This is a genomic window from Thalassospira lucentensis (assembly GCF_001613805.1).
GTDB lineage: Bacteria > Pseudomonadota > Alphaproteobacteria > Rhodospirillales > Thalassospiraceae > Thalassospira > Thalassospira lucentensis_A.
This window is the reverse complement of the sequence record NZ_LPVY01000005.1, coordinates 254,669-270,727: the sequence shown is the minus strand read 5'-3', so window position 1 is coordinate 270,727 and position 16,059 is coordinate 254,669. Positions and strand designations below refer to the sequence as shown.

General features: G+C 52.8%; 18 protein-coding genes. 5 read left to right on the top strand and 13 right to left on the bottom strand.

Going from position 1 to position 16,059, the window contains the following annotated elements:
• The first annotated feature begins 220 nt into the window (after positions 1 to 220).
• From AUP42_RS06545 to AUP42_RS06535, 3 genes are all read left to right on the top strand, one after another.
• Complete coding sequence (locus AUP42_RS06545; protein WP_062950061.1) at positions 221 to 2,272, top strand: thioredoxin domain-containing protein; 2,052 nt, start codon at positions 221 to 223, stop codon at positions 2,270 to 2,272.
• Between the two features lie 135 nt (positions 2,273 to 2,407).
• Positions 2,408 to 2,893, top strand: coding sequence for a methylated-DNA--[protein]-cysteine S-methyltransferase (locus AUP42_RS06540; RefSeq protein ID WP_062950059.1), 486 nt, complete (start codon positions 2,408 to 2,410; stop codon positions 2,891 to 2,893).
• Positions 2,894 to 3,068: 175 nt separating this feature from the next.
• Complete coding sequence (locus AUP42_RS06535; RefSeq protein ID WP_062950057.1) at positions 3,069 to 4,043, top strand: quinone oxidoreductase family protein; 975 nt, start codon at positions 3,069 to 3,071, stop codon at positions 4,041 to 4,043.
• A gap of 68 nt (positions 4,044 to 4,111) precedes the next feature.
• Here the strand turns inward: AUP42_RS06535 and AUP42_RS06530 are convergent, their stop codons facing one another.
• Positions 4,112 to 4,663, bottom strand: coding sequence for an HD domain-containing protein (locus tag AUP42_RS06530; RefSeq protein ID WP_062950055.1), 552 nt, complete (start codon positions 4,661 to 4,663; stop codon positions 4,112 to 4,114).
• A 137-nt stretch (positions 4,664 to 4,800) separates the two neighbouring features.
• Here AUP42_RS06530 and AUP42_RS06525 point away from each other — a divergent pair, with 137 nt between their 5' ends.
• Positions 4,801 to 5,103, top strand: coding sequence for a hypothetical protein (locus AUP42_RS06525; RefSeq protein WP_062950053.1), 303 nt, complete (start codon positions 4,801 to 4,803; stop codon positions 5,101 to 5,103).
• A gap of 14 nt (positions 5,104 to 5,117) precedes the next feature.
• Here the strand turns inward: AUP42_RS06525 and AUP42_RS06520 are convergent, their stop codons facing one another.
• From AUP42_RS06520 to AUP42_RS06465, 12 genes are all read right to left on the bottom strand, one after another.
• Positions 5,118 to 5,771, bottom strand: a complete 654-nt coding sequence (locus tag AUP42_RS06520) for a LysE family translocator (protein WP_062950051.1) — start codon at positions 5,769 to 5,771, stop codon at positions 5,118 to 5,120.
• 103 nt (positions 5,772 to 5,874) lie between these two features.
• The gene (locus AUP42_RS06515) at positions 5,875 to 6,450 is read right to left on the bottom strand and encodes a GNAT family N-acetyltransferase (RefSeq protein ID WP_062950049.1); all 576 of its coding nucleotides are present in this window, start codon (positions 6,448 to 6,450) and stop codon (positions 5,875 to 5,877) included.
• Between the two features lie 215 nt (positions 6,451 to 6,665).
• A complete protein-coding gene (rho, locus tag AUP42_RS06510; protein WP_007088512.1) occupies positions 6,666 to 7,928 on the bottom strand; it encodes a transcription termination factor Rho in 1,263 nt (420 codons plus the stop codon).
• A 335-nt stretch (positions 7,929 to 8,263) separates the two neighbouring features.
• The gene (locus tag AUP42_RS06505) at positions 8,264 to 8,623 is read right to left on the bottom strand and encodes a helix-turn-helix domain-containing protein (RefSeq protein ID WP_062950047.1); all 360 of its coding nucleotides are present in this window, start codon (positions 8,621 to 8,623) and stop codon (positions 8,264 to 8,266) included.
• Positions 8,620 to 9,267 carry a Smr/MutS family protein gene (locus AUP42_RS06500; RefSeq protein WP_062950045.1) on the bottom strand — a complete coding sequence of 216 codons (648 nt, stop codon included), beginning with the start codon at positions 9,265 to 9,267 and terminating at the stop codon, positions 8,620 to 8,622. The genes AUP42_RS06505 and AUP42_RS06500 overlap by 4 nt, the downstream gene beginning before the upstream one ends.
• The gene (locus AUP42_RS06495) at positions 9,245 to 9,559 is read right to left on the bottom strand and encodes a LutC/YkgG family protein (RefSeq protein WP_062950043.1); all 315 of its coding nucleotides are present in this window, start codon (positions 9,557 to 9,559) and stop codon (positions 9,245 to 9,247) included. Before AUP42_RS06495 ends, AUP42_RS06500 begins: the two co-directional genes overlap by 23 nt.
• A 22-nt stretch (positions 9,560 to 9,581) precedes the next feature.
• On the bottom strand, positions 9,582 to 10,574 hold the full coding sequence (locus tag AUP42_RS06490) for a substrate-binding periplasmic protein (protein WP_231858193.1): 993 nt from the start codon (positions 10,572 to 10,574) through the stop codon (positions 9,582 to 9,584).
• Between the two features lie 10 nt (positions 10,575 to 10,584).
• On the bottom strand, positions 10,585 to 11,289 hold the full coding sequence (gene dnaQ, locus AUP42_RS06485; RefSeq protein WP_062950039.1) for a DNA polymerase III subunit epsilon: 705 nt from the start codon (positions 11,287 to 11,289) through the stop codon (positions 10,585 to 10,587).
• Position 11,290: 1 nt separating this feature from the next.
• Entirely contained in the window at positions 11,291 to 11,884 is a 594-nt protein-coding gene (coaE, locus tag AUP42_RS06480) for a dephospho-CoA kinase (RefSeq protein ID WP_062950037.1), read from the bottom strand.
• 31 nt (positions 11,885 to 11,915) lie between these two features.
• Entirely contained in the window at positions 11,916 to 12,782 is an 867-nt protein-coding gene (locus AUP42_RS06475) for a shikimate dehydrogenase (RefSeq protein ID WP_062950035.1), read from the bottom strand.
• A 30-nt stretch (positions 12,783 to 12,812) separates the two neighbouring features.
• Positions 12,813 to 13,409: a Maf family protein gene (locus tag AUP42_RS06470; protein ID WP_062950034.1), complete on the bottom strand. Its 597-nt coding sequence runs from the start codon at positions 13,407 to 13,409 to the stop codon at positions 12,813 to 12,815.
• A gap of 33 nt (positions 13,410 to 13,442) precedes the next feature.
• On the bottom strand, positions 13,443 to 14,267 hold the full coding sequence (locus tag AUP42_RS06465; RefSeq protein ID WP_037989244.1) for a pyruvate, water dikinase regulatory protein: 825 nt from the start codon (positions 14,265 to 14,267) through the stop codon (positions 13,443 to 13,445).
• A 666-nt stretch (positions 14,268 to 14,933) separates the two neighbouring features.
• On the opposite strand from AUP42_RS06465, the gene hemE reads away from it, so the two are divergent.
• Positions 14,934 to 15,971: a uroporphyrinogen decarboxylase gene (gene hemE / locus AUP42_RS06460; RefSeq protein WP_062950032.1), complete on the top strand. Its 1,038-nt coding sequence runs from the start codon at positions 14,934 to 14,936 to the stop codon at positions 15,969 to 15,971.
• Positions 15,972 to 16,059 lie beyond the last annotated feature (88 nt).

Below are 16,059 nucleotides of genomic sequence, written 5' to 3'. Positions count from 1 at the left end.
CTCAATCACTATCGCCCTCCATTCCGCTCCAATCGGTTAAAATCCGATAAAATCGCAATATTTTGCCATTCCCATCCATTTGCCCCCCCCTTGCCTTTCCATTCAGGGTCTTTACCCTTACATCCATAAATGATGAGAAATGGGAACGCCACCCTTCCCGCAAACCATAAAAAGCTCGCCACCTGCATAGTAAAACCGGACGGGCACAGGACACGATGCCATGAAACTCGCACAGAACAATCTCGGTTCGGAAACCAGCCCCTATCTTTTGCAGCACCGCGACAATCCGGTGCATTGGCAACCCTGGAGTTCCGAAGTTCTGGCCGCCGCCAAGGCAGCAAACAAACCGGTTCTTCTGTCGGTAGGTTATGCGGCATGTCACTGGTGCCATGTCATGGCGCATGAAAGTTTCGAAGATGATGGCATCGCAGCCCTGATGAATGAGCTGTTCGTCAGTATTAAGCTCGACCGCGAAGAACGCCCCGACCTTGATAGTGTCTATCAAAATGCGCTGGCCTTGCTAGGCCAGCAGGGCGGATGGCCATTGACCATGTTCCTGACGCCGGACGGCGAACCCTTCTGGGGGGGGACCTATTTCCCCAAAGAAGCACGCTATGGCCGCCCGGGATTTGGCGATGTTTTGAAATCTGTAGCGGAAATCTATGCCGAACAGCCCGAAAATATCCGCCATAACGTCACGCAAATCGGTCAGGCCCTGCTTAAAATGAATAGCGGTGCCACCGGCTCGGTGCCCTCGCTTGCAATGATCGATCAGTGCGGGCATGGCTGTTTGCAGATTATGGACGGGGAAAATGGCGGCACCAATGGCGCACCGAAATTCCCACAACCAAACCTTCTGGCCTTTATTTGGCGTACGGGTGTTCGCACCAATAATACGGAGCTTAAACGCATTGTCCGCCATAGTCTTGATCGCATGTGTCAGGGCGGTATCTATGACCATGTCGGCGGCGGTTTTGCCCGCTACGCCGTGGATGACCAATGGCTGGTGCCGCATTTCGAAAAGATGCTGTATGACAATGCGCAGCTGATTGATCTTTTGTGCGATGTCTGGCGTGAAACCGGTAATTCGCTTTATGAAGCCCGGATTGTCGAAACTATTGACTGGATTCTGTGCGAGATGCGCATTCCAGGCGGAGCCTTTGCCGCCAGCCTCGATGCCGACAGCGAAGGAATCGAAGGCAAATTCTATGTCTGGGATGAAGACGAAATTGACAAAACTCTTGGCGATGATGCCTCCCTGTTCAAACAGATTTATGACGTCAGCCCGACGGGCAACTGGGAACATCAAAACATCCTGAACCGCACACAGTCCGGACTTGGGCTTTCGGATGCGACAATCGAAAAGAAGCTTTCCGAAATGCGGGCAAAGCTTTTGGCGGTGCGAAACAAGCGCATTTGGCCGGGTTGGGATGACAAGGCACTGACCGACTGGAACGCAATGACCATCGCCGCCCTGGCCGAGGCAGCGATGGTATTCAAACACGCAGACTGGCTTGATTACGCCAAACTTGCCTATAATTTCGTGATCAATAGCCTGATGACCGGCGATCAGAATGACCGTCGCTTTCTGCACAGTTATCGCAATGGCAAGGCACAACATGCCGGGATGCTTGAAGATTACGCCCATATGATCCGGGCAGCACTTCGGCTGTACGAATGCTTTGGCGAAGATGCATATCTTCGCGAAGCCACCGAGTGGTGCGAAACGGTCGAAATCCTGTTTGCCGATGCCATGGGCGGTTATTTCCAATCGGCCTCAGATGCTGACGATCTGGTGGTTCGGCAGAAACCACATATGGATAATGCTGTTCCGGCTGGCAATTCGGTAATGGCGCAAAATCTGGCCCGGCTTTATGCGCTGACCGGCGATACCAGATATCGCGACCGAGCGGAAGTCACCATTGCCGCCTTTTCGGGGCGATTAAACGAACAATTCCCCAATATGCCGGGACTGCTTCTGGCAGCCGAAATGCTACAAAACCCACTTCAAATCGTACTGGTCGCGAAGGAACGCAGCCAGATTTATCTGGAAATGCGCCACGCAATCTTTGCCGCCTATCTGCCGAACCGGGCGATTACCATCCTTGCCGATACCGATGCCCTGCCCGATCTTCACCCGGCCAAGGGCAAAACCGCGATCGATGGCCATGAAACCGCCTATGTCTGTCAGGGACCTGTCTGTTCTAAGCCGGTAACCAATGCCCCGGACCTTGCCAAACTGCTTGCCGATCTACCGACCAGCGCGGCATAAAGAACAGGTGATGTGGCTCCTGTCCATTTCCGATGTTTCACGTGAAACATCGGATGGATGAGGCTACCCCGCCCGCCTTACGCCCCGCTATCTCTATTTTACCTTTTGCCCCGCACGAACCGCAGGATTTCGCCAATGCCCCAGATTTCGATGAACAGCCCGGTCGGGGCGATTACGGTTTTCGAGTTTGACGATAAAATTGTCGCGGTCGACTGGGGCTTTGTCGAGGATATGGAACCAAGTCCCGTCCTGAACGAAGCGAAGGCGCAGCTTAACGCCTATTTCACCGGTAAGCTCGATACCTTTGACCTGCCGCTGGCCCCCGATGGCACCGATTTCCACAAGGCCGTATGGAAGGCGATGTGCAAAATCCCGCTGGGCAAAACCGCGACCTATAAGGATCTGGCGATTGCAGCCGGGGCACCAACGGCCTATCAGGCTGTTGGTACGGCCTGCGGGCTTAATCCAATTCCCATAATCATTCCATGCCACCGTGTTCTGGCGAGCGGCGGCAAACCGGGCGGTTATTCCGGCGATGGTGGGCTTGAAACCAAACGCGCGCTTTTGAAAATCGAAGGCGTCGATCTGGTTATCCCAAGCGATCAGGGCAACCTGTTCTGAACAAAGCAGCTATCAGCCAATTTTGTCTGGCATTCCATCAGATGAAATACCGTCTTTTAACACCCGTCGAAACGGGCAAAACCAAACCTGCCGGATAGCAAAATGCCGTTTTCTAACATAGACTTGGTCCATTGATCAGACAAGCGCCAAAATGGCGCATTAACGGGAGGTCTCCATGACCAAAGCTTTCCGATTTTATGAAACCGGCGGCAGCGATGTCCTGCGTTTTGAAGCTGTCGAGGTTGGTGCACCAGGTACCGGTGAAGTTCGCCTGCGACAGGAAGCCATCGGACTGAACTATATCGATATCTATTTCCGTTCCGGGGTTTATCCGGCCCCGTCCCTGCCATCGGGCCTAGGGCTTGAAGGTTCGGGCGTGATCGAGGCGGTTGGTGACGGCGTAACCGACCTTGCAGCTGGTGATCGAGTTGCCTATGCCGCACAGCCACTTGGCGCCTATGCCGAGGCACGTGTAATGCCGGCCAAGGGTTTGGTTAAGATCCCCGACGGGATCAGCTTTGATCTTGCAGCCGCCGCCATGTTGCAGGGCATGACGGCACAATATCTGCTGCGCCGAACCTATCACGTCAAAAAAGGCGATACGATCCTCATCCATGCGGCAGCAGGCGGGGTTGGCCAGATTGTCTGCCAGTGGGCCAAACATCTGGGTGCCACCGTGATCGGCACCGTCGGATCGAAGGAAAAGGCCGAGATCGCCAAATCCAAGGGTTGCGATTATCCGATCCTCTATCGGGAGGAAAAGGTATCCGAGCGTGTCAAAGAGATCACCAACGGCCAAGGCGTTGAAGTTGTTTATGATTCCGTCGGTAAGGATACTTTTGACGACTCGCTGGATTGCCTGAAACGTCTTGGCATGATGGTCAGTTTCGGCCAGTCATCAGGCGCTGTCCCACCCGTCCCGCTTAAAGCTCTCGCACCCGGAGCCTATTTCCTGACCCGTCCGAGCGTCTTTCAATATACCGCCACTCGCGAAGAGCTTCTGGCAACCGCGAACGAGCTATTTGACGTGCTGAAATCCGGTGTGGTGAAGATCGACATCGGTGCAACCTATGCCTTGGCGGACGCCAAACAGGCCCATGACGATCTTGAAGGCCGCAAAACCACCGGCTCGGTGATTTTGAAGCCATAAGACAGAATGCCATTGAAAACATGGATTCCCACCCTCGCGGGAATGACCGTTTGCAGCTAGAGGTAGGGTTAAACCCCTGCCTCTTCTTCTTCGGTGTGCCAGGCGCGGACATCACGTGCGATGGCATCGAAACGATCCGACAGACTAGGGCTAGCAATGCGGCAAGGTGCAATTACGGCCTCGGCCCAATCGACATAGCGCAGAATCTGTTCACGGTCCCAGCCGACCGGCGTATCGGTCAGCATCGCGCCGACATTGGCGACCTTATCCGCCAGACGGACCAGTTTTGCGCCGTCGCTGAGATGCGGAGCGGTTTCGATCTGACGGGCTTTACGGTCATCGCGCGGCAAGGCTTTGTCGTCACTGACCTCAAGCACGATATCGGCAATCATTTCGTTGAAACAGGCGGCAATTTCATCGCGGGTCGCACCGCAATCCTCAATCACGTCATGCAGAACCGCGGCACACAGCACATATTCGTCCGTGCCCGGTTCGCATTCGACGATCAGGCGCGAAACCTCGATCGGATGATTAATATAGGGTTCATTAGCCGGGCCCTTGCGGCGCTGATCACGATGCGCTCGGGCGGCAAAATCGACGGATTTCAGTAAAAGCTGCATCAGCCTTGAAAACGTAGTGGAAGAACAGCACCAGAGTCACATGTGATTGCGGCCACTGCAAGCATTGATGGCTATCGACATCGAAAATCTGCGCCTTACATACAGGAAAGAGCCAAAATCAAGGAGGCGAGAGAGACATGCCCGGGGAAATGAACCTTAAGCTGATCCTGCAAAATACCGGCACCGAACCCCTGCATCTGACCAGTCTGGCACCGCAAACCGGCTGGAAATCCGCCCCACCCCATCATCTGGCTGCCAACAGCCAGTCCGATTGCGAAATCGTTGCGGCTGACGAACTCACCATCACCCTGCGATACGGGATGCATCATATCGGGCTTCATCTTGGCAATGGAAAGCTTCAGGTCGAACCAGGTGACAGCAAACTGATCCGGCAGAAGCTTGATGGTCACATTGCCGAATTGACATTGGCTTTAGCTTAGGGAAAGCAATCAGCTTAACTACGCAGATCGCGCATGCCATCAATCAAAATCTTGCTGCCGATTACGCCGAATACTGCACCAAAAATGCCGTCAACAACGCGGAAAAACCGCTGGTAGGCCCGAACGGCAACACCAGTGGAAAACAGCAGAGCATAGATACCGTAAATAACCATTGCCGAACACGACGCAAGTACCCCGATAACGATCAATGCAGGATGCGTGCCCTGGGCAGAGGCCAGAAACATCAAAACCGCCACCCACATCAATGCAGCCTTGGGATTGGTCAGAACAACGAGTAAGCCGGTGCGATAGGCAGTGAAACCAATCTTTGACGCAGGGCTATACAGATTATCGCGCGCGCTACCAACCGAACCAGAACCTTTCAAGCAAGACCACAACGATTTCAGCGCGAGATAAAGGAAATATCCCCCGCCCACCAGCTTCATCGCCGTCAGGCTTTGAGGGAAAGCATCAATGACCGCGCCAATGCCAAAGGAAAACAGCACCGACCATATGAAAACGCCGGTGGCAACTCCCACAGCACTCAGCAATCCGGGCTGCCGCCCGCCGGAAAGTGCGGCTGATGATACTGCCATCATGTTTGGCCCCGGCGATATCTGTGCCAAGGCAATCCCGACCATCACCGTCCCGAGTTCCATCATATACATGACGCCAAAGTCCTTTGCTGTTGATAGGAAACCCTATCACCGCGCAAAAGGAATTTTCAAACGCCAATGTTTGACATGAAACATTCCACGAAGAAGTAGCCGATCAAGCCCGGTTGCGGCTGCGTAACTGCCATTCGGCGGCCAGAACCGCATAGATATATTCATCACCCCAGACACCGTTGAAGCGATCATTTTCGATCAGATGCGCCTCGCATCGCAGGCCAAGCCGTTCAACAATGCCGACCGATCCGATATTTTCGGTGTCAAGGCGAGCAAAAATCCGGTGAAAACCAAAATGATTGAAACCAAGATCAATCATCGCCGATACGGCCTCGGTCGCATAGCCGTGGCCTGAAAAATCCGGATTGAAGATATAACCGACTTCAGCCTGAAGGGCTGCAATGCTGGCAAGTTTCAAAAGAACCTCTCCTAGGAGGGTATCATCGTCCCGGTTAATTACCGCCAAACGAAATACATCGCCTTCAGCATCAAAGGGCGCGGTCAGCACGATGGAAAACTGTTCTGTCAGCGCATTTGCCGCTGGAGGTGCAGCGTAAAGATAGCGATAGACCGATGGCTGGGAATGATAGGCAGCATATTGGTCAAAATCGCACGCCATGAAGGGGCGAAGCGACAGGCGATTTGTCTGAATCGGTGTAGAGGGAAACGTAATTTTCATTGCAAAACAATATGTTATTTATGCTTTGCGCTATGTAGGCAGGTGCCAGTCTCGCTTCAAGCGAAGTAGATCACAGTGGTTTGGCACGCCTACACAATGGACCCGCTTGTAGCAGACGCAGACTGCTTTACCGAGGCGAGCCAGAACCAAACAAAAACCCCCGGCAGATTGCCGGGGGTTTTCAATGATAGTTCGATTACAGGATCGAACTACGATTAACCATTCATTGAATCGAAGAAATCGTCATTGTTCTTCGTCGATTTGAGTTTGCCAAGCAGGAATTCCATCGCGTCCTGCGGACCCATCGGGTTGAGAATACGGCGCAGAACCCACATTTTGGAAAGCGCGCTTTTCTCAACCAGCAATTCTTCCTTACGGGTACCCGATTTAAGGATATCGATCGCCGGGAAGATACGCTTGTCAGACAGTTTACGATCCAGAATAAGCTCAGAGTTACCGGTCCCTTTGAATTCTTCAAAGATGACCTCGTCCATGCGCGAGCCGGTATCGATCAGCGCGGTTGCGATAATGGTCAGCGAGCCGCCTTCTTCAATGTTACGTGCGGCACCGAAGAAGCGTTTCGGGCGCTGCAGGGCGTTGGCATCGACACCACCGGTCAGAACCTTGCCTGAGCTCGGAACAACGGTGTTGTAAGCGCGTGCAAGGCGGGTGATCGAGTCCAGCAGGATGACGACATCATGCTTGTGCTCGACCAGGCGTTTTGCCTTTTCCAGAACCATTTCGGTAACCTGGACGTGACGCTGTGCCGGTTCGTCAAAGGTCGAACTGATGACCTCGCCTTTCACCGAGCGATCCATGTCGGTCACTTCTTCCGGACGTTCATCGATCAGAAGAACGATCAGATAGGCTTCCGGATGGTTTTCCTCAATCGCATGCGCAATGTTTTGCAGCATCACGGTTTTACCGGTGCGCGGTGGCGCGACGATCAGGGCACGCTGACCTTTACCCAAAGGCGAAACAAGTTCGATCACACGGTTGGTGATGTCCTTGTTGCCTTCCTGATCGAGGTGACGCTCCATCTTGAGCGGCTCGTCCGGGTAAAGCGGGGTCAGGTTATCGAAATTGATGCGATGGCGGACTTTTTCGGGCGCATCAAAGTTGACTTTGTCGACCTTGAGTAGCGCGAAATAACGCTCGCCTTCCTTGGGCGAACGAATCTGGCCTTCAACCGTGTCACCCGTGCGCAGACCAAAGCGGCGCACCTGGCTTGGCGAGACATAGATATCGTCCGGACCGGCAAGGTAGTTTGCCTCGGGACTGCGCAGGAAGCCGAAGCCGTCCGGCAGAACCTCCAACACGCCTTCGCCGAAAATAGCATGATCGTTTTCAGCCAGCTGTTTGAGAATTGCAAACATCAGCTCCTGTTTACGGAGCGTGCTGGCGTTTTCGATTTCGAGTTCCTCGGACAGGGCAAGAAGCTCCGTCGGGGATTTCTTTTTGAGTTCCTGAAGATGCATATGTGCGTTTAATGATCTTGTGATTGCCGGGAAGGGCGATGATTGAAGGAGGAGATGTAAAGAAAGGAATGCGGTTGACGGTCAGGCAGATCATAGTTTCTGCGGACCGGTCGTAACCTTGTAGTTGTGAAGCAGGCAGGACTGTTTCATGTTTCAGGTGTGAAACACCACAGATTGATAACTCCGATTGAACCAATAGTCAAACCGTGTTTCACGCCATTAAGGCAATATCACCTGTACCTGTTGCAGAACTGCCATCCCTACGCCGTCTGCCCGGCTCGAAGCGGCGAAAGATATCCTTCAACCAACCGGCGAACCGATCACGTGGATTCTGCTCAACCGACCCGTTCGCTGATGATAGCCAGCATTCGGGCAAGCTGATCATCGCTTAAACCGGCAATCCGTTCCGACAAAAGATTGGCCAGTTCGGTTGCCTCCGGTTCAAGCCCCGCTGTATCGACTGTTACCTTCGGATGGGAAAGCTGTGCCAGACGTTTGATTTCGTCAACTTCATCCCAGACGAGATTGAAATAACCGCAGATTTGCTGCACCAGACCAGGGCTTGGCCGACCGCGATGTCCGTGTTCAAGGGCAGAAAGATAAGCCGGCGAAAGCTGCAAGGCGTTTGCCATATCTGTCAGGGTGACATTGTGCCGCGCCCGTAATTCGCGAATACGATTGCCAAAGGGTGTCACGGGCGTCTCCGTTTCAGCAGAACATAAAAAGCGCCCGATCCGCCGTGCTGGATACGGGCTTCGCTGATGGCAAGAATGCGGGTACGCAGGCGTGGCGCGCTAAGCCATTGCGGCGTGCGTTGTCGTAAAAGACCGGTGCGGCCATATTCATCGGCGCGCGATCCCTTACCGGTGATCACCAGAACGCAACGTTTTCCGGCTCGCCAGCTATCTTCAATAAACGCGTTAAGCGCATGATGGGCTACATCCTGGGTCATACCGTGCAGATCAATACGACCATCAATTGACATCTGGCCTTTCTGGAATTTTTTGGCCGTCGATTTATCGATATTGTCGGTAACACCCGGTTCAAGTTCGACCAAGGCGCGGTTTTTGATCTGCGGTCCGCGATCAGCATTACGCGCGGACGGCAGGTTTCGCACGGCCCGGACTTCTTCCGCCTTGTTGATTTCACCCTGCAGATCGTCAGGAAGCGGCATCGCCGTATCGCTTTTGGGATGATCCTTGTCCAGCTCGAACACGGTTTCACTGCCCTTTCGCTGTTTGGAACGCAAGGGTTTGACATCACGCGTGAAGATTTCCCAAAGGGCTTTTTCTTCGTCGCTAACGGAGCGCCGTCTTTTATGAGTTTTCTTTTGTGTCATCCACCAGAACGATATGCAAACGGCGCGGTCCGTGCGCACCCAGCTGTATCGTCTGTTCGATATCGCCTGTTCGCGACGGGCCCATCACCCAAAGGAATGTTCGCGGCATATTGCCGTTTCCTTCCCGTTCGCGCAACCGCGGCCATACTTCTTCATAAGTTCCAACGATATCGCTGGCTTTCAAAACCGCAATATGGGTATCGGGAAGCGTATAAGGCATATCCGCCCCCCTTTGCAGCATCAGGCTGCCGGTTTCAGAAACCGCGTTTTTGGCACCGGGTGATCGCAGCATGTCCGCGTCTTCACAAACTGTGTCAGTCATCTCGCCCGAAAAGATCAAGACAGGCGACACCGTTATTATCGAGATTCAACATTGCCCGCAAAAAGGCGCTGTCGGTATCCGAAGATAGGCCATGTTTTTCGCGCAATTCGATGAATTGACCACTTTTCTTATTCTTATCAAGGGAATTTTGTAGAGTTTCTACTTCATCAACCGGAGCAGCGTTACTGATCGCCATATAGAGGAAACAGCTGCGATAGGGCAAAATGCCGTCAATGTCGCGTTGCTGTGCGCTGGGATCAACAATGTCGCGATAGTGTCGCAATACAGAACCACCAATCGCAATCAGATCAACTCGGTCGGCCTGCAGCATCGGCAGTAGAAGGTCTTCACGCGGCACCAGAACAAGCTGCTGAGCGCCACGTCTGCGCAAATAAGGTTCGCGAGCAGATCCCAGCAAAACCCCGATCCGGGCCGAAGCAAGGATTTCCTCGAACGGCATGTTTTGCCATTTCGCGTCCGCGTAACCATACAGGTTCCAGATCGTGCGGCTGATCGGGCCAACCCATTTAAAGCTGTCCTCGCGGTCAGCCGTGCGAGTTGTCGGATAGATAACATGCCGGGCTCCCTGCATTGCCTGTTCCATGACGCGTTTCCAAGGCGCCTGCTCGGCAATGACATAAGGCAGATCGGCATCCTGAAAGACCGAGACGACAAGATCATCGAAATAACCAGGTTCGGGACGAATAGGATCACCACCACCTTCTGACCGGTGGATGGTATAAGCAAGTTTCCCATTGATAAAACTGTCTGTTGTCTGCGGCTGAACCGGAATTTCGGGTTCGGGCAGGTATTGCGCTCGAACATCCCGTACCGCAAATGCCAACACCAGTAGAGCAATCACCGAACGGCCGATAATGTCCGACCCTTTAAAAACCGACCGGCCCAAGAATAGACGTTGAAAAAGTGACGAGAGGATTTGGAGAAGAGAGCTAAATTTCGAAAAAGCGGCATATCGGAAAAACATGCCGGTCACATCAAACTTCTTCGCGCTTGAGCCAGATGGCAGCAGAGAACTTTTTCTCAATATAACTCTGGTGCGCTGCAAGCTCATCTTCACTGAGAATATGTGGTCTTGGTTCCAGGTAGTTTTCTTTTGGCCCCACAATGCGCGGCGTATCAATAACAACCTTTTTAGTAACCTTGGAATCAAGCGAAAGGCCGTGCTGCCGGCCACCCAGCAGTTCAAGATAAACCAATGCAAGAAGGTCGGAATCGAGTAGCGCCCCGTGCAAAGTACGGTTCGAGTTATCAATTTTGAAGCGGCGGCATAGCGCATCAAGACTGACCGGGGATCCGGGGAATTTTTTGCGCGCCATCTGCACGGTATCAATCGCGCGGTCCATCGCTATTTTCGGCTTGCTCAACCATTCAAGTTCCGCATTCAGAAACTTCATATCGAATGCAGCGTTATGGATCACGAGATGTGAATCATCACCGATAAATTCGAGAAAATCGTCTACCACCTCCGCGAAGACCGGCTGGTCTTTGAGGAAATCGTCGCCAAGACCGTGGACATCGAATGCCTCTTTGGGCATTGGACGCTGCGGGTTGATATATTGGTGATATTGCCGCCCGGTCGGCATGTGATTGAAAAGCTCGATACACCCGATTTCCACAAGGCGATGGTCAGCATAGGGATCAAGGCCTGTAGTTTCCGTATCAAGGACAATTTCACGCATATCAGGTCCGATTTTCCAGTTGGTCAACGATGGTTCGTATCGTAGCGAAAGTTACAGCCCGACCCAAGCCTGTCGGAACGATAAAATCAGCTTTGCGACGTTTTTCGCGATCCGGCATCTGTTTGGCAAGAATGGCGGAAAATTTGGCCTCCGTCATCCCTGATCGCGCCATAACACGTTGGCGTTGAATGAATTCTGGTGCTGATACCACAGCAACGTGATCACAGCGTTTTTCACCTGCTGTTTCAAACAGAAGTGGAATATCCAGCACAACCAGTGATCTTTGCGCCAGACGGTTAAGTTTGAGAAATCTGTTTTCTTCAGCCCGAACCAGCGGGTGCAGGACGGCTTCAAGACGTTTCAGCGCATCGGAATCGGCAAAAACGATTGCCCCCAGTATCTGGCGATCAATCCGGCCGTCTTTCAGAACATCGGGGAATACGGAGATGATAGGATCAAACGCCGCCCCGCCCGGTACCATCAAACGATGGACGCTCGCGTCGGCATCATGGACCGGCACGCCAAGATAACGAAACATCCCCGCCGCGGTCGATTTACCCATGCCGATGGACCCGGTCAGTCCCAAAATAACCATAATAAATAGTGCCCTGTGATCTTAATTCGGATTAATCCGGCGAAAGAACAAATTCGCGAAGCTCTGGCGTGACTTCCGGATCAATCCCGAACCAGCGATGGAATCCCGGACGTGCCTGATGCAACAGCATGCCCAGCCCATCAACCACCGGATTACCACGTTTTTTGGCCTGTGCCAGCAGATCAGTGATCAGCGGCGCGTAAACGATATCGGTCACAAGGGCGGTTTTTGGCAAACCTTCAAGATCGATTTCAAGTTTCGGCTGCCCGACCATACCAAGGCTTGTGGTATTAACCACAAGCGACGCATCGGCCAAATCCGCCGGATCAAGCGGCCAGTTCACCACTTTGATGCGCGGATCGTTAATCTCGGCCGCCAGATCATCGGCACGTTTGCGTGTCCGGTTGGCGATGCGGATTTCAAGGATTCCTTCGTCAAGCAAGGCAACCAAAACCGACCGTGACGCCCCGCCCGCCCCCAACACCACCGCAGGACCTGATGCAAAATCGATATCCGGAGCTTCCTGGCGAAGGTTTTCGATAAAGCCGAACCCATCGGTGTTATCGCCCAATACGCGGCCGTCCTTGGCAAAGGTCACGGTATTGACTGCCCCAATGCGACGGGCACGGTCGGACAGTTCATCACATTCGGGCATCGCCATTTCCTTTTGCGGAATGGTGACATTGACCCCGGAAAAACCCAGATTACGCAAGGATTTCAGGGCATCCTGAAAATTCTTCGGTTCGACTGGAAGCGGCATATAGGACCCGTCGATCCCGTATTTTGCCAGCCAGTAGCCATGCAATCGCGGCGATTTGGAATGTGACACCGGCCAGCCCATCACACCGGCAAGACGCGAGGTCCCCGACAGCGTTCGATAAGGAATCCGCGAAGTCATGATGAAAATTTCCTGCCTTAATGTCGTTTATTATGCTTTGAGAATACCGTGATCGCGCAAGAAGCCAATCAGCGGCAAAAGCGGCAAACCAAGCACAGTGAAATAATCACCGCGGACTTCGGTAAAAAGCTGTGCGCCGATACCTTCAAGCTGATAACCGCCAACACAGTTATAAATCTCTTCCCCGGCAGCATCGAGATAGTCTTCGAGCCATTCATCAGTGAAGTTACGGACAGTTAGATTGGCGGTATCGATGGTACCCCAGATGCGCGAACCTTCCTTGTAAATCACCGCTGCCGAAACCAGCTGATGAGTTTTACCGCGAAGCGCGCGCAGCTGGGCGCGGGTATTATCGCGGTCGCGCGGCTTGTCAAACCAGATCCCGTTGCATTCCAGCATCTGATCGGCGGCAATAACGATGCCATCGGGTTGCTGCCGATACATGCGCAACGCCTTCATTTCGGCAAGCGTTTCGGCAGCTTCGGCAGCACTGGCACCTTCGGCCTTCATCGATTGCTTGTAACCGTCTTCGTCGATCATCGAGGCAATTGCCTCACAATCCACACCGGCATTTGTCAGCATGGAATGTCGGGCTTTGCTGCTAGACGCCAGAATCAGTCTGGTCATGTATCGGTACCCTGTAATTACGTGATGTCTTAATTAATGACCGCGCCGGTCATACATGGTCGACAGAATGATGGCAGCGGTTTCTTCGATCGAACGCCTTGTGACATTGATAATCTTCCAGCTGCGATCCGTAAAATAACGGCGTGCCTGATGGACTTCGTTTCGCACGGCAACCGGGTCGACATAATCCCCGCCCTCACCCCGTTCGATCTGGCGCAAGCGGTTTTTGCGGATCGATACCAGTTGATCGACATCCTTTATTAGGCCAACCACCAGCGGATTTTTGAGTTTGTCGAGTTCCGGTGGTAACGGGCAACCCGGAACAAACGGCACATTCGCGGTTTTGATACCGCGATTGGCCAGATAGACCGAGGTCGGGGTTTTTGACGTGCGCGATACACCGACAATCACGACATCGGCCTCTTCAAGATCCCAGGTAGATTGCCCATCATCATGGGATAGGGTGTAATCAATGGCTTCGATCCGGTTGAAGTAATCCTCGTCCATTTTATGGAGAGCCCCGGTACGGCCGCGCGATTGCTGCCCCAGATAACCCGCCATCATGGTGATGGTGTTGTCGAGTACATGACTGTGCGGAACCTGCAGACGGCGACAGCCTTCTTCGAGCTTGCGGCGAATATCCATATCGAAAACCGTATAAAGCACAATGCCCGGGTTGCGTTCGATATCGGCCAGAACACGGGCAAGCTGCGCATCAGTGCGGATCAGTGACCAGACATGTTCATGTGCGCGTACATCGGGAAATTGCGCGATGCAGGCACGCGCAACCCCGTCAACGGTTTCACCGGTGGAATCCGATACCAGATGAAGGTGAAAGATATTGTCGTCGTCAATCATCGCAGTCCTGCAATCTGCCAGCGTTTCACATCACTTAACCGAAATCCGGTGTTCGATATTTCGATCATCTGTCATCTGACAGGGCACTGCAATCCCAACCACAAATTAAACCGACGGAGTCGGGCCTGTGGATAATTGTGGATAACGGGGGCGACTCCGGCCAAATTTTTTCCACAGATTTTATCCTGCACGTCATACAAAATTTCTCAAAGCAACCATCCCACGGGGGATAGTCGGAAAATTTTTTCCCTAATAGCAGGGATAACAAGGCAAAAACCAGATTAATCCCCGTTATCCCCATTATTCAAAAACGGCTTTTCCCAAGCTTACCTTTGGGAGTCGTTCGGAGTCGTCCCCAGTTTTCCCCAAGACCGTTTGAGATGAATCATTTTTCCCGAGTCGCAATGTGGATAAACTGTGCACCAAATTTGATCCCCGTTATCCACAGAGAACCACTAACAAACAACATCCTTTTTTATTAAAGAAGGTTTTGTTAGAGACACGGTGGAAAAACGGCCTGGACAGGCTTCAGGACACAATTCACGGGTCAGGAACAGGGAACCGGACATAAACGTCAGGCTATCGTGCCTGACAAAAAGGATCGGGACTAGCATACCCGGAAACGCCCCTTGAAAGGCAGTTCCGGGCAGTCAAACAGGAAACGTCATGCCCAAACCAACCAAGACCTTTTTGCGTGCCCTTGCCGGTGAAACATTGCCGGTACCGCCGATCTGGCTGATGCGCCAGGCGGGTCGCTATCTTCCGGAATATCGCGCAACACGGTCCGAGGCAGGTTCATTCCTCGATCTTTGCTATAATCCTGATCTTGCCTGCGAAGTTACCTTGCAGCCGCTCAGGCGCTATGACTTCGATGCGGCAATTCTGTTTTCCGATATCCTCGTGATACCACAGGCACTTGGACAGCATTTGGCCTTCAAGCAGGGAGAAGGACCGCAGCTGGACGCCATTCGCGATGCATCTGGCCTTGGTATCCTAAATGTTGATCGCATTCACGATACGCTGGGCCCGGTTTACGAGACAGTGGCAAAGCTTTCGGCATCCATTCCGTCACATACTTCCCTTATAGGCTTTGCCGGTGCACCATGGACGGTGGCGACCTATATGGTTGAGGGCAAAGGCAGCAAGGATTTTGCCAATATCAGGCGGTTTGCCTATGGCGATCCGAACGGATTTTCACGCCTGATCGACATTCTTGTCGAAGCCACAACACAATATCTGCTGAAACAGGTCGAAGCTGGTGCAGAGTGCATCCAGCTGTTTGAAACCTGGGGCGGAGTACTGTCGGAAAGCGGGTTCAAACGTTGGGTGATCGAGCCGACCAAAAAAATCGTCGCAAATCTTAAGGCAGTACATCCGGATTTGCCGGTGATTGGCTTCCCAAGAGGTGCCGGTTTGCATCTGATCGACTTCAAACAGCATACCCGTGTGGATGCGGTTGGTCTTGATAGTGGTGTGCCATTGAAGTGGGTGGCGGAAAACCTTCAGCCGCTGGGACCGGTGCAGGGAAATCTTGATCCGATGTATCTGATTACGGGCGGAGACGAGATGATCAAGGAAACCCGCCGTATTCTTGATACCCTGCGCAATGGTCCGTTCATTTTCAATCTGGGCCATGGCATCACGCCGGAAACATCACCTGAGAATGTCGGCAAACTGATCGAATTTATTCGAAATTATCGGTGATAATTGAAATCGATCAAATCGATTAAAAAATTCAATGCGTAAAATGGCTTAAACCCGTTGCGCTTATATCCTGTTTGGCCATTATGAC

Coding starts and splice junctions, on each gene's coding strand:
- AUP42_RS06545 (WP_062950061.1), top strand. CDS start 221: ATGAAACTCGCACAGAACAATCTCGGTTCGGAAACCAGCCCCTATCTT.
- AUP42_RS06540 (WP_062950059.1), top strand. CDS start 2,408: ATGCCCCAGATTTCGATGAACAGCCCGGTCGGGGCGATTACGGTTTTC.
- AUP42_RS06535 (WP_062950057.1), top strand. CDS start 3,069: ATGACCAAAGCTTTCCGATTTTATGAAACCGGCGGCAGCGATGTCCTG.
- AUP42_RS06530 (WP_062950055.1), bottom strand. CDS start 4,663: ATGCAGCTTTTACTGAAATCCGTCGATTTTGCCGCCCGAGCGCATCGT.
- AUP42_RS06525 (WP_062950053.1), top strand. CDS start 4,801: ATGCCCGGGGAAATGAACCTTAAGCTGATCCTGCAAAATACCGGCACC.
- AUP42_RS06520 (WP_062950051.1), bottom strand. CDS start 5,771: ATGTATATGATGGAACTCGGGACGGTGATGGTCGGGATTGCCTTGGCA.
- AUP42_RS06515 (WP_062950049.1), bottom strand. CDS start 6,450: ATGAAAATTACGTTTCCCTCTACACCGATTCAGACAAATCGCCTGTCG.
- rho (WP_007088512.1), bottom strand. CDS start 7,928: ATGCATCTTCAGGAACTCAAAAAGAAATCCCCGACGGAGCTTCTTGCC.
- AUP42_RS06500 (WP_062950045.1), bottom strand. CDS start 9,267: ATGACACAAAAGAAAACTCATAAAAGACGGCGCTCCGTTAGCGACGAA.
- AUP42_RS06495 (WP_062950043.1), bottom strand. CDS start 9,559: ATGCTGCGATCACCCGGTGCCAAAAACGCGGTTTCTGAAACCGGCAGC.
- AUP42_RS06490 (WP_231858193.1), bottom strand. CDS start 10,574: ATGTTTTTCCGATATGCCGCTTTTTCGAAATTTAGCTCTCTTCTCCAA.
- dnaQ (WP_062950039.1), bottom strand. CDS start 11,289: ATGCGTGAAATTGTCCTTGATACGGAAACTACAGGCCTTGATCCCTAT.
- coaE (WP_062950037.1), bottom strand. CDS start 11,884: ATGGTTATTTTGGGACTGACCGGGTCCATCGGCATGGGTAAATCGACC.
- AUP42_RS06475 (WP_062950035.1), bottom strand. CDS start 12,782: ATGACTTCGCGGATTCCTTATCGAACGCTGTCGGGGACCTCGCGTCTT.
- AUP42_RS06470 (WP_062950034.1), bottom strand. CDS start 13,409: ATGACCAGACTGATTCTGGCGTCTAGCAGCAAAGCCCGACATTCCATG.
- AUP42_RS06465 (WP_037989244.1), bottom strand. CDS start 14,267: ATGATTGACGACGACAATATCTTTCACCTTCATCTGGTATCGGATTCC.
- hemE (WP_062950032.1), top strand. CDS start 14,934: ATGCCCAAACCAACCAAGACCTTTTTGCGTGCCCTTGCCGGTGAAACA.